38 protein-coding genes are annotated in these 19,569 nt (G+C 42.2%); all 38 read right to left on the reverse strand.

Annotation, left to right across the window (positions count from 1 at the left end; translation table 11 throughout):
- Window positions 1–196: 196 nt before the first annotated feature.
- A complete protein-coding gene (locus tag NM125_RS00255; protein WP_255131667.1) occupies window positions 197–895 on the reverse strand; it encodes a hypothetical protein in 699 nt (232 codons plus the stop codon).
- Window positions 896–1,073: 178 nt separating this feature from the next.
- Window positions 1,074–1,508, reverse strand: a complete 435-nt coding sequence (locus NM125_RS00260; protein ID WP_255131676.1) for a sulfotransferase — start codon at window positions 1,506–1,508, stop codon at window positions 1,074–1,076.
- Window positions 1,505–1,894: a hypothetical protein gene (locus tag NM125_RS00265; protein WP_255131678.1), complete on the reverse strand. Its 390-nt coding sequence runs from the start codon at window positions 1,892–1,894 to the stop codon at window positions 1,505–1,507. The genes NM125_RS00260 and NM125_RS00265 overlap by 4 nt, the downstream gene beginning before the upstream one ends.
- Window positions 1,878–2,069, reverse strand: a complete 192-nt coding sequence (locus NM125_RS00270) for a hypothetical protein (protein ID WP_255131679.1) — start codon at window positions 2,067–2,069, stop codon at window positions 1,878–1,880. Before NM125_RS00270 ends, NM125_RS00265 begins: the two co-directional genes overlap by 17 nt.
- Window positions 2,059–2,373: a hypothetical protein gene (locus NM125_RS00275; protein ID WP_255131681.1), complete on the reverse strand. Its 315-nt coding sequence runs from the start codon at window positions 2,371–2,373 to the stop codon at window positions 2,059–2,061. Before NM125_RS00275 ends, NM125_RS00270 begins: the two co-directional genes overlap by 11 nt.
- A gap of 3 nt (window positions 2,374–2,376) precedes the next feature.
- Window positions 2,377–3,492 (reverse strand): hypothetical protein, encoded by a 1,116-nt coding sequence (locus NM125_RS00280; RefSeq protein WP_255131682.1) that lies wholly within the window; start codon window positions 3,490–3,492, stop codon window positions 2,377–2,379.
- Between the two features lie 339 nt (window positions 3,493–3,831).
- Entirely contained in the window at window positions 3,832–4,191 is a 360-nt protein-coding gene (locus NM125_RS00285; protein ID WP_255131684.1) for a hypothetical protein, read from the reverse strand.
- A 46-nt stretch (window positions 4,192–4,237) separates the two neighbouring features.
- Window positions 4,238–5,803, reverse strand: a complete 1,566-nt coding sequence (locus NM125_RS00290) for a hypothetical protein (protein ID WP_255131686.1) — start codon at window positions 5,801–5,803, stop codon at window positions 4,238–4,240.
- Window positions 5,800–7,089 carry a phage terminase large subunit gene (locus tag NM125_RS00295; RefSeq protein ID WP_255131688.1) on the reverse strand — a complete coding sequence of 430 codons (1,290 nt, stop codon included), beginning with the start codon at window positions 7,087–7,089 and terminating at the stop codon, window positions 5,800–5,802. The genes NM125_RS00290 and NM125_RS00295 overlap by 4 nt, the downstream gene beginning before the upstream one ends.
- Window positions 7,090–7,117: 28 nt before the next feature.
- Complete coding sequence (locus NM125_RS00300; protein WP_255131689.1) at window positions 7,118–7,615, reverse strand: DUF5343 domain-containing protein; 498 nt, start codon at window positions 7,613–7,615, stop codon at window positions 7,118–7,120.
- 22 nt (window positions 7,616–7,637) lie between these two features.
- Entirely contained in the window at window positions 7,638–7,889 is a 252-nt protein-coding gene (locus tag NM125_RS00305) for a hypothetical protein (protein WP_255131691.1), read from the reverse strand.
- Between the two features lie 15 nt (window positions 7,890–7,904).
- On the reverse strand, window positions 7,905–8,126 hold the full coding sequence (locus tag NM125_RS00310) for a hypothetical protein (protein WP_255131692.1): 222 nt from the start codon (window positions 8,124–8,126) through the stop codon (window positions 7,905–7,907).
- A 258-nt stretch (window positions 8,127–8,384) separates the two neighbouring features.
- Window positions 8,385–8,729 carry a DUF551 domain-containing protein gene (locus NM125_RS00315; RefSeq protein WP_255131694.1) on the reverse strand — a complete coding sequence of 115 codons (345 nt, stop codon included), beginning with the start codon at window positions 8,727–8,729 and terminating at the stop codon, window positions 8,385–8,387.
- Window positions 8,730–8,780: 51 nt separating this feature from the next.
- On the reverse strand, window positions 8,781–9,005 hold the full coding sequence (locus NM125_RS00320) for a hypothetical protein (protein ID WP_255131695.1): 225 nt from the start codon (window positions 9,003–9,005) through the stop codon (window positions 8,781–8,783).
- Window positions 9,006–9,058: 53 nt separating this feature from the next.
- Window positions 9,059–9,304: a hypothetical protein gene (locus tag NM125_RS00325; protein WP_255131697.1), complete on the reverse strand. Its 246-nt coding sequence runs from the start codon at window positions 9,302–9,304 to the stop codon at window positions 9,059–9,061.
- A 114-nt stretch (window positions 9,305–9,418) separates the two neighbouring features.
- Window positions 9,419–9,862, reverse strand: coding sequence for a YopX family protein (locus NM125_RS00330; protein ID WP_255131698.1), 444 nt, complete (start codon window positions 9,860–9,862; stop codon window positions 9,419–9,421).
- Between the two features lie 75 nt (window positions 9,863–9,937).
- Window positions 9,938–10,324 carry a hypothetical protein gene (locus NM125_RS00335; RefSeq protein WP_255131700.1) on the reverse strand — a complete coding sequence of 129 codons (387 nt, stop codon included), beginning with the start codon at window positions 10,322–10,324 and terminating at the stop codon, window positions 9,938–9,940.
- A gap of 127 nt (window positions 10,325–10,451) precedes the next feature.
- Window positions 10,452–10,682, reverse strand: coding sequence for a hypothetical protein (locus NM125_RS00340; protein ID WP_255131702.1), 231 nt, complete (start codon window positions 10,680–10,682; stop codon window positions 10,452–10,454).
- Window positions 10,682–11,083 (reverse strand): hypothetical protein, encoded by a 402-nt coding sequence (locus tag NM125_RS00345; RefSeq protein WP_255131703.1) that lies wholly within the window; start codon window positions 11,081–11,083, stop codon window positions 10,682–10,684. Before NM125_RS00345 ends, NM125_RS00340 begins: the two co-directional genes overlap by 1 nt.
- A gap of 8 nt (window positions 11,084–11,091) precedes the next feature.
- On the reverse strand, window positions 11,092–11,349 hold the full coding sequence (locus NM125_RS00350; RefSeq protein WP_255131705.1) for a hypothetical protein: 258 nt from the start codon (window positions 11,347–11,349) through the stop codon (window positions 11,092–11,094).
- A 41-nt stretch (window positions 11,350–11,390) separates the two neighbouring features.
- On the reverse strand, window positions 11,391–11,747 hold the full coding sequence (locus NM125_RS00355; RefSeq protein ID WP_255131706.1) for a hypothetical protein: 357 nt from the start codon (window positions 11,745–11,747) through the stop codon (window positions 11,391–11,393).
- Entirely contained in the window at window positions 11,747–12,394 is a 648-nt protein-coding gene (locus NM125_RS00360) for a hypothetical protein (protein WP_255131708.1), read from the reverse strand. Before NM125_RS00360 ends, NM125_RS00355 begins: the two co-directional genes overlap by 1 nt.
- Window positions 12,315–13,082, reverse strand: coding sequence for a hypothetical protein (locus NM125_RS00365; RefSeq protein WP_255131710.1), 768 nt, complete (start codon window positions 13,080–13,082; stop codon window positions 12,315–12,317). Before NM125_RS00365 ends, NM125_RS00360 begins: the two co-directional genes overlap by 80 nt.
- A complete protein-coding gene (locus NM125_RS00370) occupies window positions 13,075–13,593 on the reverse strand; it encodes a hypothetical protein (RefSeq protein ID WP_255131712.1) in 519 nt (172 codons plus the stop codon). The genes NM125_RS00365 and NM125_RS00370 overlap by 8 nt, the downstream gene beginning before the upstream one ends.
- Before the next feature lie 87 nt (window positions 13,594–13,680).
- Window positions 13,681–14,754 carry a DNA (cytosine-5-)-methyltransferase gene (dcm, locus tag NM125_RS00375; protein ID WP_255131714.1) on the reverse strand — a complete coding sequence of 358 codons (1,074 nt, stop codon included), beginning with the start codon at window positions 14,752–14,754 and terminating at the stop codon, window positions 13,681–13,683.
- Entirely contained in the window at window positions 14,751–15,017 is a 267-nt protein-coding gene (locus NM125_RS00380) for a hypothetical protein (RefSeq protein ID WP_255131716.1), read from the reverse strand. Before NM125_RS00380 ends, dcm begins: the two co-directional genes overlap by 4 nt.
- Window positions 15,014–15,586: an ASCH domain-containing protein gene (locus tag NM125_RS00385; protein WP_255131718.1), complete on the reverse strand. Its 573-nt coding sequence runs from the start codon at window positions 15,584–15,586 to the stop codon at window positions 15,014–15,016. The genes NM125_RS00380 and NM125_RS00385 overlap by 4 nt, the downstream gene beginning before the upstream one ends.
- Window positions 15,587–15,688: 102 nt before the next feature.
- Window positions 15,689–15,994, reverse strand: coding sequence for a hypothetical protein (locus NM125_RS00390; protein ID WP_255131719.1), 306 nt, complete (start codon window positions 15,992–15,994; stop codon window positions 15,689–15,691).
- Window positions 15,991–16,257 (reverse strand): hypothetical protein, encoded by a 267-nt coding sequence (locus tag NM125_RS00395; protein ID WP_255131721.1) that lies wholly within the window; start codon window positions 16,255–16,257, stop codon window positions 15,991–15,993. The genes NM125_RS00390 and NM125_RS00395 overlap by 4 nt, the downstream gene beginning before the upstream one ends.
- On the reverse strand, window positions 16,254–17,069 hold the full coding sequence (locus tag NM125_RS00400; protein ID WP_255131724.1) for a DNA adenine methylase: 816 nt from the start codon (window positions 17,067–17,069) through the stop codon (window positions 16,254–16,256). Before NM125_RS00400 ends, NM125_RS00395 begins: the two co-directional genes overlap by 4 nt.
- Window positions 17,066–17,188 (reverse strand): hypothetical protein, encoded by a 123-nt coding sequence (locus tag NM125_RS00405; protein ID WP_255131726.1) that lies wholly within the window; start codon window positions 17,186–17,188, stop codon window positions 17,066–17,068. The genes NM125_RS00400 and NM125_RS00405 overlap by 4 nt, the downstream gene beginning before the upstream one ends.
- Entirely contained in the window at window positions 17,185–17,475 is a 291-nt protein-coding gene (locus NM125_RS00410) for a hypothetical protein (protein ID WP_255131728.1), read from the reverse strand. Before NM125_RS00410 ends, NM125_RS00405 begins: the two co-directional genes overlap by 4 nt.
- Window positions 17,472–17,636, reverse strand: a complete 165-nt coding sequence (locus NM125_RS00415; protein ID WP_255131730.1) for a hypothetical protein — start codon at window positions 17,634–17,636, stop codon at window positions 17,472–17,474. Before NM125_RS00415 ends, NM125_RS00410 begins: the two co-directional genes overlap by 4 nt.
- The gene (locus NM125_RS00420) at window positions 17,633–17,956 is read right to left on the reverse strand and encodes a hypothetical protein (RefSeq protein WP_255131733.1); all 324 of its coding nucleotides are present in this window, start codon (window positions 17,954–17,956) and stop codon (window positions 17,633–17,635) included. The genes NM125_RS00415 and NM125_RS00420 overlap by 4 nt, the downstream gene beginning before the upstream one ends.
- Window positions 17,953–18,396 carry a hypothetical protein gene (locus tag NM125_RS00425; RefSeq protein WP_255131734.1) on the reverse strand — a complete coding sequence of 148 codons (444 nt, stop codon included), beginning with the start codon at window positions 18,394–18,396 and terminating at the stop codon, window positions 17,953–17,955. Before NM125_RS00425 ends, NM125_RS00420 begins: the two co-directional genes overlap by 4 nt.
- Window positions 18,396–18,824, reverse strand: a complete 429-nt coding sequence (locus tag NM125_RS00430) for a hypothetical protein (RefSeq protein WP_255131736.1) — start codon at window positions 18,822–18,824, stop codon at window positions 18,396–18,398. The genes NM125_RS00425 and NM125_RS00430 overlap by 1 nt, the downstream gene beginning before the upstream one ends.
- An 84-nt stretch (window positions 18,825–18,908) precedes the next feature.
- On the reverse strand, window positions 18,909–19,181 hold the full coding sequence (locus NM125_RS00435; protein ID WP_255131738.1) for a hypothetical protein: 273 nt from the start codon (window positions 19,179–19,181) through the stop codon (window positions 18,909–18,911).
- Window positions 19,168–19,401 carry a hypothetical protein gene (locus NM125_RS00440; RefSeq protein WP_255131741.1) on the reverse strand — a complete coding sequence of 78 codons (234 nt, stop codon included), beginning with the start codon at window positions 19,399–19,401 and terminating at the stop codon, window positions 19,168–19,170. The genes NM125_RS00435 and NM125_RS00440 overlap by 14 nt, the downstream gene beginning before the upstream one ends.
- Window positions 19,402–19,569: the final 168 nt, after the last annotated feature.

Genomic DNA, 19,569 nt, shown 5'->3' on the forward strand with positions numbered 1-19,569 from the left:
ATACCTGATTCTATAAAAATAAATGATGATAATTGTAGTTCATCGCCGTTTAAATAAGTCCATTTTGATTTATAAGTTACAAGCCTATTATGATAATGTATATTATCTATACCCAATAACCCTATTTTAACAAAATACAAGCCGTTTTCGGGATGCTCAATTCTTTTCCCGTATCTAAATAGCATCCAGTTTAATTTTATTCTTTTCCACATAGTTTTTTAACCGCTTTTTTATACCTGTTTTCAGCATCAGGGTTAGAAGCTAATACATTACTTCCATTCCCCGCTATGTTATTCACATCTATCACATAAATGCCGGTTTCATCCCGCATTATATCGAGTTCGGTAAACTGAATATCCATCACCTTACAAAACTCGTCTATCTGATTGATTTCCTTACTTGAAAATACATCATTTGGCTCAAAAAAGGTAATTTCAACCGCTTCCCATCCCCATTGGTTTGCCTTCTCTTTCACCTTCTCAATTACAAAATCCACACCCCAATGATAAAACACTCGGTACTCGATAAATTCGTACTCATTAAGGCTTGAATCTATGAAGCGTTGGTACACCTTGCCCTCAACCTTTTCAGCCGGACAGTCCACAGTTCTGCCGTCATGTGTGTACTGTTCGTTACTCTTTTCAACCGCCATCCCGTTATGGATGGTCGGGTCTATCTCGAAGGGCCGCCTTGTAACGTGTTCCCAAATACTCATGACTCGATGCTTACTTACATCCCATGTTCCCCGATTAGCAGAGCAGTACCGAGTTAGCTTAATCTCTGAAATGGTATCGTGATTCCAGTACACCCCGTGCGGGTCGGTCTCGTTGCCGTCTATGTACTGATAGATTTTACTGGATGGTTTTACTTTGTCCGGCCAGGTTTTCAATATCATCGTAAATCCTTTTTATCCAATGGACGGTACTTCACGCCACTATCTAACATGTTGTATCCCGCGTTTACCTGATTCCTGAAATTAGTGGCTATATCAAACCACAACATAAATAATAGAAATAGAAACCATACCGGAACGCCAAGTATTAGCACGACAAAGAAAAACAGGTTTCGTAACTTCATTTTGATTTGTTTAAATGTGGAAATTCCTGATCCGGCACCTCAACGCCTAAAAACTCGCATAGCTCATTCCATCCATCGCCCTTCTCAAAGCACAACTCCAACACATCGGGCATCTTCCGCAGTGCATTGTTATGAGCTAAATACCTATCCTTCCAGTTTGGCCGCGGCTGCCGGCTTCCATACAGCTTAATCCGCATCTGCTTTATTAGTCCGCTGTTTTTAAAGCCATCCTGCTGCCTGTTATATCTTCGCACGCTTTTATACCACGTGTGTACGTCTTTGCGTACGGTTAGCAGGTAATGGGTGCCTTCCGGGTACTTGTCCGTTCTGTGGACAAAATCACCGACAAAGTTTGTAACTCCTAAGATGTCTAATGCCTTAGATAACGATGTTGTGCCTGTCTTTGGAAGCCCGAGATTAACAACGATCACTTTTCAAAAGCCCAATATTGAATTTTAACCTCTGCGGTGTCTGCTTTCACCGTCATCGTTCCGTTTGCCCGGAAAGCCACGATCTCACCTTTCGGAATCTGTATAGAATAAGAACTCGTTAGCCCTACCTCTACATAGTTCGCGTCATCGGTGTTTTTAATGATGATATACGGGTTATCCCCTACATCAGCGCTAAGATCAAGTGTTTCCTCACTCGTTCCTACGTCTTGCGTACCAAAGTCGGTATTAGTGCCGGTCATATCAGAGTTAAACTGAAGCTGATCCACACCTTCATCGTTCTCGTCGGTTACGACCATTCCCACTCTCTTACTACTACTATCTGGGGTGTACGTTATTTTAAACTGTGCTTTAAGATTGTCTGGCATTTCTATTGAGGTTTGGAGTGAATGTTTTACCTGAATTAATCTCTTTTACATTAACCGAATTACGGGCATCCAGCACAAGCACCTGGTCATACTCTCCGTTCATCTGCTGTTCCAATAATTCCCGTACCCGATGGTTTTGAGTCGGGGTTAGTCGTAGTTTCTTCTTACTGCTCATTTATTAGATATTCGATTGGATAATCCTGTTTAATACTTCCGTCCTTTAATCTCACGTTTACGAAATCCCCATCTGCTGCACAATCCAATGAAACAAGCTCCACATCACCATATATTTTACCATACTCAAGACCGTGTCTTTGCATGAGCTTGATTTCTCGTTCTCGCATTTTATCGCAATATTCATTCCAATACTTGTCGCAAAGGTCTTCAAAGCATGAACCCCCAACAAATAACCCTTTAATTAATTCAGGGAGTTTACTAAGCGTAAAGTAGCAATTATAGTATTTTTTCAGATATCTCATTCTTTAAGCAGCCTCCTGTTTGGCATAATATCTAAACGCTCGTTGGTTATCGGTGTTGGTTTGATTTAAAGTCGTTTCAATGTAGCGGTCTGTGATCGTCCGACTACCACTGTGCTTATTTTCTTGCAGGATTTCGTTAATTTCGTTTGCTGTTGCCTCTCGCGGACGGCTCGGAGCGTCTTTCGGTTTATCCCATTCGCTCACCTCTCTTGTAACGTACAACCTTGTGCAACCACAATTAGGATGAGGCTTAACCGGGATCGTTTCCGGATAGTATACGCCCGGACCTAATCCATATAAATCTGCCTGTTCGTGAATATCGCAGATGTCGGGAGAGCTATACAGTCCGTCATGCCGTCCGCTTGTCTGCCACTTTAATGCTTTAATAATCGGGCTTCGCACTGAGGCTATCCTATCCCCTTCGTGGTAGGCTACATCAATTTCAGTGACCGCTATCCTTCGCGCATCACTTAGCAGCTTGTTAATGGTTTTGGTCGTTTCAGAACCGCCTATCTTAAGATCCGAAAGGCTGAAGGTGCCTCTGCCTCGTACCGAATCAAGTAAACCCTGAATGTCTCTGTTGCCAAAGGATAGATTACGTGCTATGTCCGCCTGTATTTTACTCATAGCCCGACCTTGTTCAATGCCTTCCTGTAAGACGCGCTCAATGCCTTTAATCGCTCGCTCTCCGTGCGCGTTCCAGTTGTTAAGAGTTTTGAACGTATCCACAGCACCAAGCCGCCTGCGCTCAAACATAGCTTCAAAGGCATCACTTCTGAAACCTTGCAGGCTGAAAGCCATTTCTGTTCCAAAGGCTTCCCCGATTTGCTTGGTAACTCTCGAATGTATATTCCCCACTCCGTCAATAGTTTCTACGGAGTATCGCTTAGTGATGTCGCCTATACTTGACTGCCAGTTTTGAAGGGCAGTTCGTATCTCTCGTATAATCCGGTCTGCGTTATCCTGTGATAGTTGCCCTGAGCGAAGCAGGCGTAATACCCGGTCAATCTGAGAAGCATAGGCACGCACCATCGCCTTTTGAAGATCGCTTTGGTTGCGCTCTATCAGAAGCCGTCTTGCTTCGTAAATCTTCTCTATGTAGGGGTTGATGTCAGGCATTAAAACCAAAATTGCTTTTCGTTATATCGTGTGAGTCGGCTATGCGTTGTTCTATCATATAAGGGTTTAAGCATCTGCAATTCACATGATCTGTTTCTCGTATCGCGTAATCAAACCTTTTTGTTCTGTATTCTTCTATATTATCAGTTATACCATTAGGCTTGTAGGCTTTGTCTATGTCGGATTTAGTTCTCATAACCTTTCTATATTACTTGTAAGCCAATCACATATTTCAGGTATTTTAAGTGATTTACAAAGCTCTAACATGAAATTATCGAACGCTTCGTTTAGTTCTTTTGATAATTGGTAAAATGTCTTATCACTCATCCTAAATCCTGTCTATTGTTCATCCTTAAATTTATCAATCGTATTATGTGATTTCTCAACAGCCCAACCAAGCAGATAACACTCGGCTTCATCGTTGAACCGGTCTAATTCAACCCCACAAGTAACAAAAACATGGTTTACAAAATGCTTGCATTCGTGAGCAATAACGCCGGGCTCCGGGTTATGCTCAAGCATGATATAATACTTGTTACCGCGCTGAAAACAGCCTCCGTCATAATCTTCAAGCGGACCATAGGCTTCAAATTCAAGGCCTAATTCACTTTGTGCTTCCTTAAGAGACTCACAAAGCACAACATATAACCGCCCAGAATATAGCGGTATTTTATAGGATCGCTTGAATACTTTATCCATTAATTTTTTAGTCTTTTCTCGGTCAGTTGCTTAAGGAAAGCCGATTTTATGCCACCGGCTCATTTAAAACTCGTTCTAATTCCGCGTCTGTATCACGCCCTTGTGATTCTCTCGCCGCCGCCTGGTTGATAACCTCGGTCAGTGCCTCTTCATCGTATTTAATCCCTAAGTGGTCAAATAGTTGTTTCGCTGCATCCAATCGGGCAGTCTCATCCGTTGGAATAGGGTCAAAGCCAAATACATTCTCTTTTATTTCTTTCATTAGCGCTGAATCATCAACAGGTAAGAAGTCAGAGCTTCGTTCTACAAAGAATTGACCCCACAGGTCTGCGTTGCCTGAAATAACCTGCTCTGTTACCAATTCTCCTTCTTCGGTTATCTTCCGCACCTGCTTAGGAAAGAAACATTGCTCAACCAACCAACCCGCTCTGTTTTCGGCCTCGTCAACAGCAGAGCGCAATAGCTCTAAGTATGATCCCACACCCTCTGCATCGTCAATCCTGCGCTCGGTTGCCGTCTTCTCTCTCGATGAGTCGCTGTATTCTTTGAAGGCCACATACAGGAAGTGTTCTATCTTCTGTTGCAGACTTTCTCGGTTAATTTCTGCTGGTCCGGTGTCGGGTGCTATGTATTGAGTCGGGTGTTTCGCTTCAACAGATCCTTGTAAAAAGTTACCCCCCTCTGACAGTGCTTCTTTCTGTTTCCCGAATAAATCATTGTCAGAGTAGCTAATTAGTTTCGGAAAGTTAGCCGCCCATTCCAGCCAGTCTTTTGCTGATTCCTTGTTAAAGATCGCATTATTCTTTCGGGCTAAGATATAGCCTGAGTTTCTTCGGAGTGGTAGCTCCACGTAAAAGATAGGAAGGCATTGCTTACCATCTTTATCTTCAAAGTAATAGGCCCCGCGTTCCACTTCATAGACTTTTGCAATCTCGTCAGGCTCGCCCATCTTGCCTTTATCAGGGTTTTCTTCCATACGTTTAACGAATCGCTTCCATCCGTCTAGCTCATAAACTAATCGCTGCTCTTCTTCCTCAGCAAGCTCAAAGATACCATCCCGTGTAAATGAAGTGTCATCTACTTTCACCTGTACTAGTCGCTCTCCTTCTTCCACCCAATCATATACATCTAGTGGGTTTATAATCTTAACGGCGGGTTGGTTGCGAGAGCTTGTTTTCGGGTCTACAATAAACCACAGCCTTCGGTACACAGAGAAATCCATTGCGGACTGCTTAAACAGCGTATTCCAGTTTGTACCCTTACCGTCTGCATTATGCGTCATCTGATAGGCGGGTGTTCCTGGTTCTTTCGGATCGCCCAACCCCTGCGACATTTCCTCATCCTGCCAAGTTCGGGTAGTTTTATCGTCTACGGCAAATAACCGTCCGGCCATACTCTCTACGATGTAAGCAAAGAAAGGCGTATAATCAGCAAGGTCTTTGCGCTCCTGGAAAGCCGCATCTGTTTCCCCTTGTGAGCGCTTTACAAGGTAGTTTGTGAGCGTAGTGTCGTCATCAAGTACCCGCGCCTCGTAGTGGTCTCTGGCATACTCCCATTTTGGAGACTCTAAATCATATTCGGGGTGTGTTGCATCAAATATATCTGCTATCATAATGTTACCTGCGCTCCTCCTTTAGTCTGTTGTGATACCTGCCCAATTTTGTCTAAGTGTGCTGCGACATACCGCATGTCATCACAGCCATGATCGTATTCTTTGATAGGCTCTTCTTTATCGTTTTTACCATCTGCAGATTTGGGCCAGGAGTATGAAGTCATCTCCTCTGCTGTGCATGTTGGCTTCTTAGACTCTTCAAGCTCTCTGTCAAGCTCAACCAATGAATCTCTTAGTATGAATATCCTCGGCTTACCATCAGGTTGCACTTTTAGCCGTTCCTGAATGTTCTGAATCCCTAAACTAACTGCCTTGTATGCTGGCTTTGTTCTAATCCCCGCCTTCTCTAGTTGTGCCCGATCTTCAGCGTCATGATCGCAGATAGTTATTTCAATGCGCTCACCCTCAGATAGTTTATTAATATGTTTAGCGTGCTCATTAACCACGCGCTTTGTCTTATATATCTCCCTGTATAAGTACATACGACCATCAGGGTCAATAGCCCACCACTGACACACAAATGGATTAGTAAACCCAAAATCAATACCTCTTACCCTTCTCCAATCAGCAGGAATATCAAATCTGTCAATTAAATGAATGCGCTCATCGTAGTTACTAAACACTAACCCTTCACTACCAACCCATTTACCGTCTTTCAAGCGCTCTCGCCTTGCACCCGTAAGATTACCAAGCCTGCTTATGTAAATTTTACCTTTATCAGTGTACTCTTTTAGATCAGGATTATATAAAACGGGATTGTCTTTGTGAGAAGCGTAAATCATTCGGCACCGCCCTTCATTACATCTCTTCTTAAGCCAGTGTGTAGGAACCCCGGGGTTTGTGTCTGAAATAATTTGCTGATATGGAACGATGTTATTTCTTAGCCGTGTGGTGAGGTTCTCCCAATCCTCTTCTGTTAACTCAATAGCTTCCTGTACGTAGATAACGTCATATTCTGTTGACATTATCCGAGTAGCTTTATCCATACCACCAATAACAATTACAGAACCATTTGGGTAATCGTACTTTTGTCGGTTGGGTCGGTCCGCCCCTTCATTGATTAAACTGTTAGCAGGAAGGACTTTCTCTTCATAGGTGACTAGCCCGGACTCGTTTAAAGAGGTTCGGGTCTTTCTTACGATAAGCTGGCGAGAACCAGGATATTGATTCGCTATAAAATCAAGCTTCTCTAAACATGCTCTCGATTTCCCTGTTCCAGCCGGACCCGATAGACATACCTCTTCCTCCTGAGCAAGCATTAATTCGAGATTACTACCATATGGCATGTAATCAGAAGAAAGCTGTCGCTCTATTTCATCCTTTTCGCTTACGCTGCACAAGCTCAAAAATTCTTTCAGCTCTTGCTTCGTCTGAAATTCGCTCGTTAAGGGATTCACCATCAGTAGTATGATCGATATTAACTTTATCACGCCATTTATTGGGTTGTCTGTTCTTAAGCCAATTCAACTGAGCGCCCGGATCTCCTGGCAACTCTTTTTCCATGACAACCTCTTTAACAAGCTTGCCATCCTTCTTTTCTTCCCGCGTTTCTTTATACCTGTAACCTTTTGCTCTTTTGTAGAATGAATTAGCCACTTCGGCATCTGCAATATCCTTCCCGCGTGTGACTGACTGTAAAAATTCTTTGTGTTCTTCCTTCCAATTATTAATTGTCTTTTCTTCAACTTCAAAGAAATCAGCTAAATCTGCATCAGTAGCACCAAGTAAGGTGAGCTTATACGCTTGGTCGTTATATTCTTCTTTGTATTTCGTTGGTCTACCTGCGGGCATAAGAATAGAATTTACCTGCAATATCTATAAATCAGGACGGGCTTTAAACGCTAAAATCCTTTGCGTTTTTTCGATAGTCGTATGCGTACCGCTTTAATGTTTCATGCGTGTAGCCGTACTCCTCGTGAAGTATATCTAGGCGCTCTTCTTTTGGCACCCCTTCAGCCTTTAGCTCGTAATACTTTTGGGAGATACGCACCCTTTGGGTTTTTGTATCAATCTGATCAATGATAGGCCCTGCCTTATCGCCTAGTATCTCTCGTATGATTTGTTTAGCCTGTTGGATTTTGCTCATATCTCGATCAGTTTGTTAAATTTGGCTGTTTTTATTGATATAATTAAGCGCTTTTTGTCCTGCTATCCTGCTTTTGTCGTTGAACTGCACATAAGCCATTTCAGTCTCTCCATGCCCACAACAGGCATTCATTACATTATCGAGAGTACCTATACACCCATCATGGCCTTCAGGTGTTCTATCTAACCCGCAATGGTCGCAGTGGTCTTTACCGTATCCATCTAAATAATTACCCATTCCTCCTCCAAATTTCCCTTCTGACGGCCTCTACTGCTTTACTTGTATTCATAATGGTTTGGTTTTAATTAGTGTTCTTATCTGGATCGGTATAAGTATATGTTGCGCCGGATCGCTTCGCTTCCTCGGCGCAACGTGGCGGGGATTGCATCGAGTTGGTCGCAAAGCGACCGCGCAACAATGGATTCAACCGGAAGCTTAATTGCCAGTAACACATCCCAAGCTCCGGTTAATCCCCGCCACGTTAGTAGCGCTCCATTAACTATTTGGTGGTTCGGGAAATGGCATCCAATTTGAAACCTTTATGTAAAACCCAACCTTGTATCTACTACTGCTTACGGATGGCATATAGAATTTTTTATGTTCAGGGTCATAAACAGAGCTAAATACACGTCCATCGTGTGAACAAATACATTCTACTTCCGTTTCAGGTAGTCTATCCTCAACACTAATCCATTCCGCGCTACTAACAATAGTATCAACTGCGGACGCGGACGTGCCGTTGTTCAACACCGCTCTTATTGCTCCATTAGCCATGTCAGCATCAATGTCGCCTTGCTCAAATGATTTCATTATGTCGAATAATTCTTGTCCTTTACTCATGTTTGTTCCTTTTATTAGTTAGTAATTTCCGCGCCCGTTATACTTTATCCGTTAGTAACCATGCTCAATTAATACTCTGTTGGTTTTCTGTGCCTGTTTTTGGAATTTATAGTCGTATAAAGCCCTGTCGGTACAATCAGCACACAACCCATCAAACATATATCTATCAACAGTTGCCTTTTCTTCATCACAACCACTACACACCGCATGGTTACTAACAATGGCTTCAACGTCGGACGCTGTCGCGTCCTTGGTGCTTTTCTGACTGTCTTTCATAATTCTATCCTTTTTATAGTTCAAAATTTCAGCGCGCAGTTAAGCCTCACCCGTTATGTTGCCCTCGTATTCCAAGTTTTAATTGAAAATACGTGCCCTTTAATCTCACATTTCTTATTAGAGCAAGTAGCAACCCTCCCTATTTCTAATCCAGCGTCGGTTGAATCTCTTGAACCGTATATTTTCTTAACAATTCCATCAGCTCCGCAAAACGGGCAACATAACAATTGCGTCAACTGCGGACTGGCGTCCGCTTCGGGTTCTTGGCGTTGTTCAGTTAATTTATCTTTGGTATCCATAATCCTTGTTTTGTTTGTTCAACTTCAATCCACGTAATCCCATTTACTGTTCTAATCCACATATTTCTATCCAATTATTAGTTACTGTTTACCGCGCCCGTTATACTTTCACCGTTAACCGCCCTTTTGCAGTAATTCAGGGTTTTCGTAAACATTACCAATCACTTCTAATTGGTCAGTATTAGCATAAAGCACAAATTGCATGGCTTTATAAACATCATCTTCAATGTTTTCCATAAACCATCCGAACGCTAAATCATCCAAAAGGCTATCATCATATTCCCCAAACTTAACCACATAGGTCATTTCAGAGTCTGCAACTATATCGCCGGCAAAAATTTTGATGCCATGCTTGTCCTTTAATCCACAAAATTGCATTGTAGGCATTTCATCAATAGAAACTCCATGCTCTATATGATACCCTTGGTCGGTATCATGTAATTTGAAATGCAATAATTCTTTCCTTCTATCATCCCAAACCCTAAAATCCATCGGGCGGTTAACAATTGTTTCAAGCGGGACTTGCTCGCTGTTCGGTTGTTCTTCTTTATCACTCATAATTAATTCTTTTTTAGGTTCAAATTATTGGTCTTAAATCCGCAAGCCCCTTAAACTGCACCGTTATGTAACCTACTAAATCTCAATTCCAAACCTTTTTTCTATATCTCCTCTTTTCACTCTTTCTTCATTCCCAAGCCTTATAAATGTTGGTTTTGGATTGAAACTAAAATGCTCCTGTAAATTACCTCTGTTTACTTCCACAACTTCTTCTGTGATTATCCGAATAGAAGACATTGCCCCCTCCACCATGCCACCGGATCGTTTACCTTGCCCTGACTTCGGCAATTCACTTCCAGTATACATGTGGAAATAATTCTCATTACGCTTTGATGGTGGCGGTAAATGTTTTTCTTCTTCCTTTTTTATTTCAGTAAATCGGAATTGGCAAACATCAGAGCAGTATTTAATTCTTCTACTTTCAATAGGTTTGTTACAGTAAACACATTTTCTTTGCGCCATTTTATTTAGGTTACATAACAAGCAAATCAAGCTGACCGGCTACAAACCTGTCAAATATCATTGCTTGTAATTATTGTTTTAGTTTAATTCAAATTCATAATCCGCCGGACAGCTTATCTGCCACCCGTTAAAGCGAACCCTGCGCTTTCTTCCTTTTCTCGGCCTTCAACTCCGTGCCAAGGTTCTTATTCATTTCCCGGAGCCGGTCAAGTTCCGGCTTCACTACCTTCATACAAGCACGAGCAGCATCACGTATAGAGCCCTGCTCGCTTTTCGTCTGCTGAAGGCCAATAACCATTCCATCTTCTAAGTCCTGGTCTATCTCTGTGTGGGATGTCTTTCGTTCGGTTACGGGCATTAGTTACCTCCTGTTAATTCCACTCGAAACATGCGATTCTCTAAAAGCCTTTCGCATTCTAACCAACTCATTAGGTACTTATCATGCTCAGAAGCGTTAAGGTCTTCATCTCCCGCCTTATCGTACCACATATCATATCTTTTTTCTACTTCACTTTTTACAGCGCTCTCGGGTACACTGTCAACTTTTATTACAGAGTGAAAGCTGAACGTGTGAAAGGGAGCAATAGCCTTCTGATCTTCCAAATATGTTACCTCACAGTAGAATTTCAGGTTTTTACCATCTGATAAAGCAACGATATCACCAAATTTTAGCTTCTCTCCATTTCTGTCATAAAAAGAAAGAGTGAGCCTGCCTTCATCCTTTGCTTCATTGAATACTAAATGTGCTTGATTATTCATTTTGGCCCCTAAAACAAGCTTATCTGATCTTCCTGCTTCGGGTCCATATCGTACAGACTGGATGCCGTGGCCTGAATGGTGTCGTGTAGGCGTTTCGCCTCTTCATGGCCTTCAATGCTCTTTTCCTCCATGATCTGTTTGGCAAGCTTTTCCATCTCCGGGGAGTCCAGGAATTCTTTATCTGATTTAATTACCGCTTCGTTGATGTTAAGCGGGTCTCGCTTTTCAATTTTTCCTTTCGTGGGGTGTAGTGCTAAATCTGGCATAATTGTATTTGATTATTGATTGTGCTGAGTTTTCTCAGCGGTTAAAATGGTAATTCGGGTTCAAATAAATCTACTTGCCGGGGTTCTATGTATTTCTGCCCATCTATCTCGTAATCAATACTTGTGTACCAATCGTATATCTCGGGAGAAACCTGTTGACAAATGTTATGAAACCAGTTTTTTGCCTGATTATTTTCGGAATGCCATAACCCCCAAAAGTGATCGTTGCAGGAAATGCCGGTGAATCGTTCTAAAAGTCGAAGTTGCCGACCCCATTCTTCCTCATACTCTTCACTCATTAAATGAGCCTCACATGCGAGACATAGGTGCTCATATCCCTCAAAATCGGAAAGAGGAAGGTCATAGGAATTATCACAATTAGCGCATTCTTTGCTCATCACAATCCCCGCTTTTCAATTTCATCTTTAACCCGCTGGTAGTAGGTATTAATGCCCTCGGGTTTGTCCTCTCCGTAAATCATATCCATGTCATCACGCTGTTGGAGTAGTACCGAGTCCGGCCATCCCTTGTCGATGTCGCCCTTACACAACCGGTCCGCTTCGGACTCAGGTAGCTTCGGCGTAGTGTCTTTCGGCTTGTTGTGCTGTTGCCACTTCTTAACCAACACCGGGATCGCTGATTTATACGCTTCGGCAAAGGCCGCTACGTTATTTCCCTTTCGCTCAAAATTGCCTGAAATCAATCCATTACTGAACTCAGCCATTAAGAACCCAATCGGTATATTTACTGGGCTTCGGTCATTCTCTACAAAAATGAACCGAATCCAATTAGCCAGGTATTCCCTTTGGTCGGCTACCTCCTGATCTTCATTGGCGTGGGTAGGCAGTGAGCCTAATGCTCCCAGGTACTCATGAAGATCATAGCAGTTTTTAATCAGCTCCGGATCAGGAGAGACGGTAACGCCTTCACTGCGGTAGGCTAATAGCTGCTCTCGGGTGTAGTGGTCATTGAACTTCGTTGAGCGCTTCGAGATTATCGAGTCGTTCTTTGAAGTCTCTTGAAGACTTGTTTCGAGTTTTTGCATTGGTTTTTTGTTTTTGGTTAAAATCTGTGTTCCATGAACGTTGCTTATTCACGTAATGCCTAAAGCTCTTTACAGGCTCTCCACCTATTTCCCACCCCTTGCTCATTAGGTGGTTCCATAAATGATCGGCAAAGGATTTGGTATACCTGCAATCTTCTACACAATACCGGACGAACTCTTCCTTGCTTGGAATGTCTGCTTCTGGATCAAGGTTCTTTTTCTGTTGGTCAATCGGAGGAACGGTTCGCGCGGGAGTGTGGGTACTATTCTTATCATTCTTATAGTTATTATCATTCTTAGTTGTTGCCCTTTGATTGCCCTTTGATTGCCCTTTGATTGCCCCTCGCTTGTCGTTTTGTGTGCCCTTTTCTTTTTCGTTGTTTTGATAAGTATCGTAATTACATACCTTTATAACTGTATATTGGTTTGTCGTTTTGCGTGCCAATTCTTTAGTTTCTTCGAGCTTTTCAAGAGCAAGGCGAACTTGCTTAACCGACAACTTTAGCGCCGCCCCAAGCTTCGAATATGAAGTAATAAACGTGCCTCTTTTTATCATTTTCCCGCGCCACTTTTTGTCCTCATGATTCGCTAAAAGAAGGCAGTGTAAAAACACCCTCATCACGTTGGCATCATCGTACCACTCCCACTTTATAAACTGCCTGTGAAGTTTGATCCAGCCTTCAATCATTTAAACTTACCCTCCTGGATAGAACTTTTTTTACCATGCGCGATTCATAATCCCACCAAAGTTTATCAGCAACCTTATTTGTTACGTCATATTTATTTTTATGAATCACCGGAGCCTTTTTCTCACATTTTAAACCATTTCTTTCTAAAACCATCAATCCAGCATATTCAGGGAGACCAACGCCCCGCTTCCTAATAATTTCGTTATGCAAATAATCAGGAACCGCGAAGTAAAATCTATTAGGGCACGTAAACCCGGCTCTCGCACCATTTAGGCGTTCTTTAATAACTTTATGCCTAATTTTGTCAAAGTCATTTTTATAATCTTGAAGGCTTATTTTAATCTCAACATCTATACTGTAACCCGCCCTTGATTGGCAATAAAAGTCAGATTCCCAACTAAAAATGTATGTGTTAAAAAATTTGTACCTATATCCATTAGAAGAAAATTCAAACCAAAGTCTATCCTGTATTGTAGCCTCAGAAACCTCTTCATATGTTAATTCCTTCATGCTTTACTCCTTTTGTTAATATCATCATTGATGTCCGTATGAATGTCGAAGTAATCAAGTCCTTTCTTAATTTTTGGCATTACGCTGCTATCCTTTCGGTTTGATGTTCTGTTCTGATATTCTATTCATTATTGATATGATTGGATTAACTGTAACCGCGTTACCCAAAGTCTTATATTTTTGTGTATCACTGATTTCTATGATTTCACCATCAATGATTCCGAATTTCGTCCAGTCGTCCGGGAATCCTTGCAGTCGTTCGCATTCTTTTGGGGTTAATCGCCGGATTTCCGTGCCTACCTGAACGCCGTGCTTATCTTGGGATGTCAGCGTAAAACTTGGCTCGTCATTATCTTTGAACCGCCTTCCGTCTTGTCGCTTCTCTAATCGGTTGGGAGTTAGTACAGCTTTAACAGGTTCTGTAATCATTACTTTTTTAGGCTCTTTGTAATCATTCGCACCAAGGGAATGGCAATAGTTAGAGAATCTTGGTGGGCCGTTCTGCTTGGTATCAATTGCCTTAATCAACGTCATGGAGCTATGCATCCCTCCCGAATTTCCCCCTGCTGTGAACGTTCGAGCAATTGGGGCTTTGATTGTCCTTTCAGCAACCCCTTTATTCTCTTTTCCGAAAGGAAGTATTTCTCCGGCACGTCCTCCTTCGGTTCTAAGATGTCCGACAATAAAGATTCGCTCTCGGTTTTGTGGGACTCCGAAGTGGCAAGAATTAACCACTTCCCATCCAACGGAATACCCAAGCTCAGTGAGAACTCCGTAGATTGTTGCAAAAGTTTTTCCGGCATCGTGGTTAAGTAAACCTTTAACGTTTTCGAGTACAAACCAGGCAGGTCTTTTAGCTGATAGAATCCGTGCGACATCAAAAAAGAGTGTGCCTCGCGTGTCTTCAAATCCTTGTCGTTTTCCAGCAATGCTAAAAGCCTGGCACGGAAATCCGCCAACGAAAAGATTAAAGTCCGGCAGTTCAGATTCATTGATATTTGTGATGTCTCCATAATCTTTGTGGTTTGGATAATGATATTGGTAAATAGCCTTGGCGTACTTATCCACTTCCGAGAACCCTATACACTCGGCTTTAAGGTTTGATTGCTGAATACCAAGCTCAAAACCACCTATACCTGAAAAAGTGGATAGATATTTCACGACTTCTGTTGTTTAGGATTCACGGTTACTTCGGGCAAATGATGCTTGAAAAAGCGTTGCCACTGTTCGGTAGTTGGTTTTGGATTCATTATATCTCCAAACTCTAACTTCATAATCTTATCCTGCAAATCTGTACTGATGCAACCGTCATGCTTCCCGTGCTCATCAAATCTCTGATGCGGGCAGTCTTTACAACCAATAGAATTGCAAAAATTTTGGATAACACTTCTTTGTCTGTCATGCAGTAGTTGAAGTTCACTCATTCCGGCCTCCCGTTAGTGCTTATAACTTCAAATTTTACTACCCATACCCACGGGTTTTTATCCCATCCGTAGCCACGGGATTCGTTGATGGAGTTCCATAATTCTTTGAATAAGCTCCTTACATTTCGGGGATGATTATCAAGCTCAATGCCTTCTCTATAACAATCAGCTTCAGTAATATCCTGCACCCGTTCAACGGTTACTTCCTTTACCTTCAGCCAAATGCGAGAGGCTTCTTTAGGCATGTGGATAGAGGGTTTCCATTTAAATCCCTCCCCTTTAAAAATAGGACTGTCATCCGCCTTATAAATAAATTGAGCCTTATTAAACCCTCTTATTTTTTGCCAAGTTTCCCTCACATAGAGTAGATCCCCCTCTTTACCGTAAGGGCATGGATATGGATTAAATTGGCCCCACTTATCTGAACGAGTTAAATACCCATTTGCGTGAACCGTAAATGGAGGCTTAATCACCCTTCGGGTTTCTGTTTTCCGGCCATCCAGGATAGCCCTCACCATTTCCGTACTGAATAAAATTGGTCGTTCTTTTGGTTTGGTTGATGTACTCATCGTGTTAAATTCTCCCGGCATTTTTGGCAAACCTTCACGGTTGTAGGTCGCTCATTAGATTTATATTTTAGACAGATTGAACAGGTAAAAGAAGTGTGTTTTTTACTCATCGTTACCCCCTTTAATATCCTCGATAAACTCATTGGCTAACCGGGCTATGGTTTTCTTGCCATAGAAGGCGCTCCATGTCCTTTGGTAATCTCTACCATCAGATATAAATGAAAGCCGTAGATACTTACGATCTGGCTTATATGAGTGGCTTTGAATAAAGTGAACCAAACCATGCTCATGTTTCACATATCCTTCCCACAATTTATAGCGCTCGTTGCTTTCTTTTTCTAAAATTCGGAGGCCGGGATATACGGTATATTCATAGTCCTCAAACTCATCCATTCGTGCGTTTTTCATGCTGCCTCGACTCGTTTTAAAAATTTAGGTTCAGTGTTTTGTTCAAGGAGATAGCTCCATCCACGCTCCCAGTCGTTGTGGTGGCTTCCTCCGTACTTATAGGGGTTCTTAGTCATACGATCCCGCTTGGCACCCGTAGCACCGCAGGCAATCACGCCTTCCAGGAACGGACGAATGTTGGTAATGTCCTTCGGGATCTCTAACGGCTTGGCGTACTTCTCGGCCAGTACCTTTACTTCGGTTATGGGAGGTTGGGTACTCATGATTTAAAGAGCGTTTGTTGTTTCTGATAAAAACTACATTTAGGATTGAGCCAAACGGTTTCTACTCTTTTAAATCCACCGTCTGCATAAGCTTTCGCTGTATGCTTTTGCCAACCATTATCTTCATACCATTCCTTGTATTCTTTCGATGGATAACCGCAAAGAATTATCATTCCCTTGCACTGGTTAAGCACATCAGCAAGCCTTTTATGATCATCGATCGTAAAGCTATCTGGATAGCCTTTTTTGACATTCAAGTATTCAGGATCCACAAAATGAAGAGCTTCTTCTCTGTCAAATTGATCTATAATTTCAATACCACATTTATGTTCTATAATTACTGTTTTTAGCCTCTCAGCAAACAGATCGATGCTTTCATGAAGCTTGCTTAGATAATTAACCCTACCGGAGTAATTATCAGTATTAACACGGGTATCAAATCCAGACTTGGTAAGCTTACCCCTCTGCCCCATTGATACTCTTAAAATGAATCTTCGAGCCTTTTCTATCTCATCTTCTGCAGGTTCCCAGCAAAGTTCATATTCTTCTCTCGAGTACGGGGTATACTTGATTAGCCTTTTTAATTCCTTAGACTTTGATTTGTCTCTCAGAACCCGAAACAGGTTAACTACATCATAGTTAGTATCATTAATAACCTCTGTTATTGATGGCTTCTTATAAAATAAAAGCGATGCCGTTCCTGCAAATCCTTCGGTATAAACTTTGTGAGGTGGAAAAAACCCGTAATGCCATTTTCTTAACCGGAACTTTGCTCCCGGATATCTCATTAATGGGGTTTCGATCGCGCTCATTCTTCCCCCCAATGCTTAATCAGATCACGGACAAGCAAAATCGCTCCGCCTATAAACAGGCATACTAAGATGAGGGTAATGGCTAACGCTGCTTGTTCTAAATCGCTTAGATGATTCATGACTTCTCCTTTACTTTTTTCAGGTATTCGCCCCAACTTGGTTCGCCACCATCCTGCTCAAATTCTTCATCCCACGGAAAGCTATCCAGTACATGAGGAGCTTCTGATTCAGCCAATAGCATATAATCATCGTCAGCACGTTTAACTCTCAGGTCGATGTACTCATAATCATCATGCACCATATTATTATGAAGCAGCACTTTTGCTTTCTGCCTGTTCTCTGCAAAAATCAACAGGGCATATTCTTCCAGCATATCGGAGCCGAAATAAGGTTTTAATCCACTCATGACTTCCCCCGATAGTATTCTTCCGGGGTTTTAGTGAGGCGAATACGCTCATCGTTGCGATAAACCTCTTTGTTGCTCTCCTTCTGCTCTCGCATATAGTCAAGCCGATCTATTACCACAACCGCTATCGCTATTCCTATTAGTACATAGAGTAGGTTCATGATTGCTCCGTTTCTACTTCACGTTTTAAAATTTCGTCCACAGAGGGCTTAACCCATCCGTGTTTGTTAGCACGTTCATTAAATACTGATGGCTTGGTATGGCTTGCCTCATGACAGCCTATTTCTCCGTCTCTGCGCACAAGCGTTGAACACATAAGGGCAATGTTCGCCTTCACTAATTTCAGGCTTGGTCTAGCGCCCTTGCTGTATATGTGGGCAAATACATTCGCCAACGGTTCCCGAATCGGATACCCACATACGGCACAACAATGCGGACGATCCTGCCAAATGCTCCAAAAAAGTTGTTTAAGTGGACTCATCGTTGAAACACCAATCTTCCTGCATCACGAGAATGTTCATTCGTTCTGCCTTTATATTTTGTCATGTTCTTAAAAGTATCAGCATCCCATTTAGCCGAACCAGGTCTAACCCGCTGAACTTCATATCCTTCTTTTTCCAATCCCTCAATAAGCAGTTCGGTTTCACGCTTCACACCGCCCACATTCTGAGCTACCTTCAACATCTTTTTATGATTGTTCGCCCCTTTCTTAAAGAAAACGGGCTTATTTTTAGATGGATCTTCTACATAGATATCTACCAACGCCGGAGGGTAAAGGCTCGTAATGGTGGAAAACACCTCCCAAAAATCTTCACTTGTTAGCTCTGCAAACTTCTTTTCTTTGCGATCCCAAACGGCAAATCCTGTATTCACCCCGCCGTCTATTCCTATGGCATATCGTTTGTTGAATCGATTCGGCATCACTCATCCCCCTTGTTTTCGTATCGGGCTATGACTTCGCCTGATTCAAAGTGAGACTGATCGAATGGGTACACGCCTATGCTTAGTAGGTGCATAATTGTACTAAAAACTCCCGCCTCACAATCAATTTCTATTGCGTCTTTAGCTGATATGCAATATTCATCATCATGATAGTAAACCATATCATGCCATATATTTTCACATTCTGACAATTCCTCATCCGACAAATCCTCAATAGGTCGGGCTATAAGGGTAAAGTCGTCTGGGTGTTGAAAGTATCTCTTGTCTTTTTCTTCCCACAAGAGGTTGCAAAAAACATTCAAATCGGGGGCAATTTTTAACCCGATTATTAAATACTCTACATCGTTCACTAATCCTTTAAACTTCCCATTAGCAAATAAATGCGGTACTTCTTTCCAACTATCCATATCACCACCCCCGTTTTTGATTGTCTACTTTCTTCTGAAATTCCCCAATGCACCATGCCAGCAATACAAAGAATGCAACTAGTGCTATAACTCCATTCCAGTCAAAAACCGGTTCGCCATTGAATAGCGGACTGACCTCAGGTTGCCGTAGTAAGTAATCTCCAAGTGCGTACATTTCAGATCTATATTTAATTTGTGTTGGTAGTCTGTTCGGTACTTATCCACATCACGGATAAGCGATTCCATATCGTAAGCCCGAAGCCGAAGTACATCACCGTACTCTGCTTGTGATGTCCAAGCCTGGTATTCGAGCTCAAAAAAGCTATCTCCATCATAGATGGTATCATCGCCGGACATTGTTTAGTGGCTCGTTGATCTTCTCGCCTTCATTCAGCAAGGCATTCATCCGGCTTATATGCCTTCGTGAAGCTCGCATCGGCTGATCTCGGTGGATCTCTTGCTCAAACTTGTTCATATCTTCGTTACCATCGGTTAAATCGAAATCATCTTCGATTCCGGTAAGGTTGTTATCCACATCGGCGACAGTACAACCCTTGTATTCTGCTCGATCTTCCATAAGTCATGTGTGTTTGATTCTTTTAAAATCCGGGAGGGGTTGAAGCCTCCCGGAGTGATGCAAACTTTAATAGTTTGTCGCGCCGGACTATCCAGCACTTCCTTCTTTCAGGCTGTCAAAAAACAGATCAAAAAGAACAGCTCCTTTAAATTTTAGAAGTTGTAATTT

The organism is Gracilimonas sediminicola (assembly GCF_024320785.1).
GTDB classification, from domain to species: domain Bacteria; phylum Bacteroidota; class Rhodothermia; order Balneolales; family Balneolaceae; genus Gracilimonas; species Gracilimonas sediminicola.

Coding starts and splice junctions, on each gene's coding strand:
- NM125_RS00255 (WP_255131667.1), bottom strand. CDS start 895: ATGATATTGAAAACCTGGCCGGACAAAGTAAAACCATCCAGTAAAATC.
- NM125_RS00265 (WP_255131678.1), bottom strand. CDS start 1,894: ATGCCAGACAATCTTAAAGCACAGTTTAAAATAACGTACACCCCAGAT.
- NM125_RS00270 (WP_255131679.1), bottom strand. CDS start 2,069: ATGAGCAGTAAGAAGAAACTACGACTAACCCCGACTCAAAACCATCGG.
- NM125_RS00275 (WP_255131681.1), bottom strand. CDS start 2,373: ATGAGATATCTGAAAAAATACTATAATTGCTACTTTACGCTTAGTAAA.
- NM125_RS00280 (WP_255131682.1), bottom strand. CDS start 3,492: ATGCCTGACATCAACCCCTACATAGAGAAGATTTACGAAGCAAGACGG.
- NM125_RS00285 (WP_255131684.1), bottom strand. CDS start 4,191: ATGGATAAAGTATTCAAGCGATCCTATAAAATACCGCTATATTCTGGG.
- NM125_RS00290 (WP_255131686.1), bottom strand. CDS start 5,803: ATGATAGCAGATATATTTGATGCAACACACCCCGAATATGATTTAGAG.
- NM125_RS00295 (WP_255131688.1), bottom strand. CDS start 7,089: ATGCCATATGGTAGTAATCTCGAATTAATGCTTGCTCAGGAGGAAGAG.
- NM125_RS00305 (WP_255131691.1), bottom strand. CDS start 7,889: ATGAGCAAAATCCAACAGGCTAAACAAATCATACGAGAGATACTAGGC.
- NM125_RS00310 (WP_255131692.1), bottom strand. CDS start 8,126: ATGGGTAATTATTTAGATGGATACGGTAAAGACCACTGCGACCATTGC.
- NM125_RS00315 (WP_255131694.1), bottom strand. CDS start 8,729: ATGAGTAAAGGACAAGAATTATTCGACATAATGAAATCATTTGAGCAA.
- NM125_RS00320 (WP_255131695.1), bottom strand. CDS start 9,005: ATGAAAGACAGTCAGAAAAGCACCAAGGACGCGACAGCGTCCGACGTT.
- NM125_RS00325 (WP_255131697.1), bottom strand. CDS start 9,304: ATGGATACCAAAGATAAATTAACTGAACAACGCCAAGAACCCGAAGCG.
- NM125_RS00330 (WP_255131698.1), bottom strand. CDS start 9,862: ATGAGTGATAAAGAAGAACAACCGAACAGCGAGCAAGTCCCGCTTGAA.
- NM125_RS00335 (WP_255131700.1), bottom strand. CDS start 10,324: ATGGCGCAAAGAAAATGTGTTTACTGTAACAAACCTATTGAAAGTAGA.
- NM125_RS00340 (WP_255131702.1), bottom strand. CDS start 10,682: ATGCCCGTAACCGAACGAAAGACATCCCACACAGAGATAGACCAGGAC.
- NM125_RS00345 (WP_255131703.1), bottom strand. CDS start 11,083: ATGAATAATCAAGCACATTTAGTATTCAATGAAGCAAAGGATGAAGGC.
- NM125_RS00350 (WP_255131705.1), bottom strand. CDS start 11,349: ATGCCAGATTTAGCACTACACCCCACGAAAGGAAAAATTGAAAAGCGA.
- NM125_RS00355 (WP_255131706.1), bottom strand. CDS start 11,747: ATGAGCAAAGAATGCGCTAATTGTGATAATTCCTATGACCTTCCTCTT.
- NM125_RS00360 (WP_255131708.1), bottom strand. CDS start 12,394: ATGCAAAAACTCGAAACAAGTCTTCAAGAGACTTCAAAGAACGACTCG.
- NM125_RS00365 (WP_255131710.1), bottom strand. CDS start 13,082: ATGATTGAAGGCTGGATCAAACTTCACAGGCAGTTTATAAAGTGGGAG.
- NM125_RS00370 (WP_255131712.1), bottom strand. CDS start 13,593: ATGAAGGAATTAACATATGAAGAGGTTTCTGAGGCTACAATACAGGAT.
- NM125_RS00380 (WP_255131716.1), bottom strand. CDS start 15,017: ATGAGTGAACTTCAACTACTGCATGACAGACAAAGAAGTGTTATCCAA.
- NM125_RS00385 (WP_255131718.1), bottom strand. CDS start 15,586: ATGAGTACATCAACCAAACCAAAAGAACGACCAATTTTATTCAGTACG.
- NM125_RS00390 (WP_255131719.1), bottom strand. CDS start 15,994: ATGAAAAACGCACGAATGGATGAGTTTGAGGACTATGAATATACCGTA.
- NM125_RS00395 (WP_255131721.1), bottom strand. CDS start 16,257: ATGAGTACCCAACCTCCCATAACCGAAGTAAAGGTACTGGCCGAGAAG.
- NM125_RS00400 (WP_255131724.1), bottom strand. CDS start 17,069: ATGAGCGCGATCGAAACCCCATTAATGAGATATCCGGGAGCAAAGTTC.
- NM125_RS00405 (WP_255131726.1), bottom strand. CDS start 17,188: ATGAATCATCTAAGCGATTTAGAACAAGCAGCGTTAGCCATTACCCTC.
- NM125_RS00410 (WP_255131728.1), bottom strand. CDS start 17,475: ATGAGTGGATTAAAACCTTATTTCGGCTCCGATATGCTGGAAGAATAT.
- NM125_RS00415 (WP_255131730.1), bottom strand. CDS start 17,636: ATGAACCTACTCTATGTACTAATAGGAATAGCGATAGCGGTTGTGGTA.
- NM125_RS00420 (WP_255131733.1), bottom strand. CDS start 17,956: ATGAGTCCACTTAAACAACTTTTTTGGAGCATTTGGCAGGATCGTCCG.
- NM125_RS00425 (WP_255131734.1), bottom strand. CDS start 18,396: ATGCCGAATCGATTCAACAAACGATATGCCATAGGAATAGACGGCGGG.
- NM125_RS00430 (WP_255131736.1), bottom strand. CDS start 18,824: ATGGATAGTTGGAAAGAAGTACCGCATTTATTTGCTAATGGGAAGTTT.
- NM125_RS00435 (WP_255131738.1), bottom strand. CDS start 19,181: ATGTCCGGCGATGATACCATCTATGATGGAGATAGCTTTTTTGAGCTC.
- NM125_RS00440 (WP_255131741.1), bottom strand. CDS start 19,401: ATGGAAGATCGAGCAGAATACAAGGGTTGTACTGTCGCCGATGTGGAT.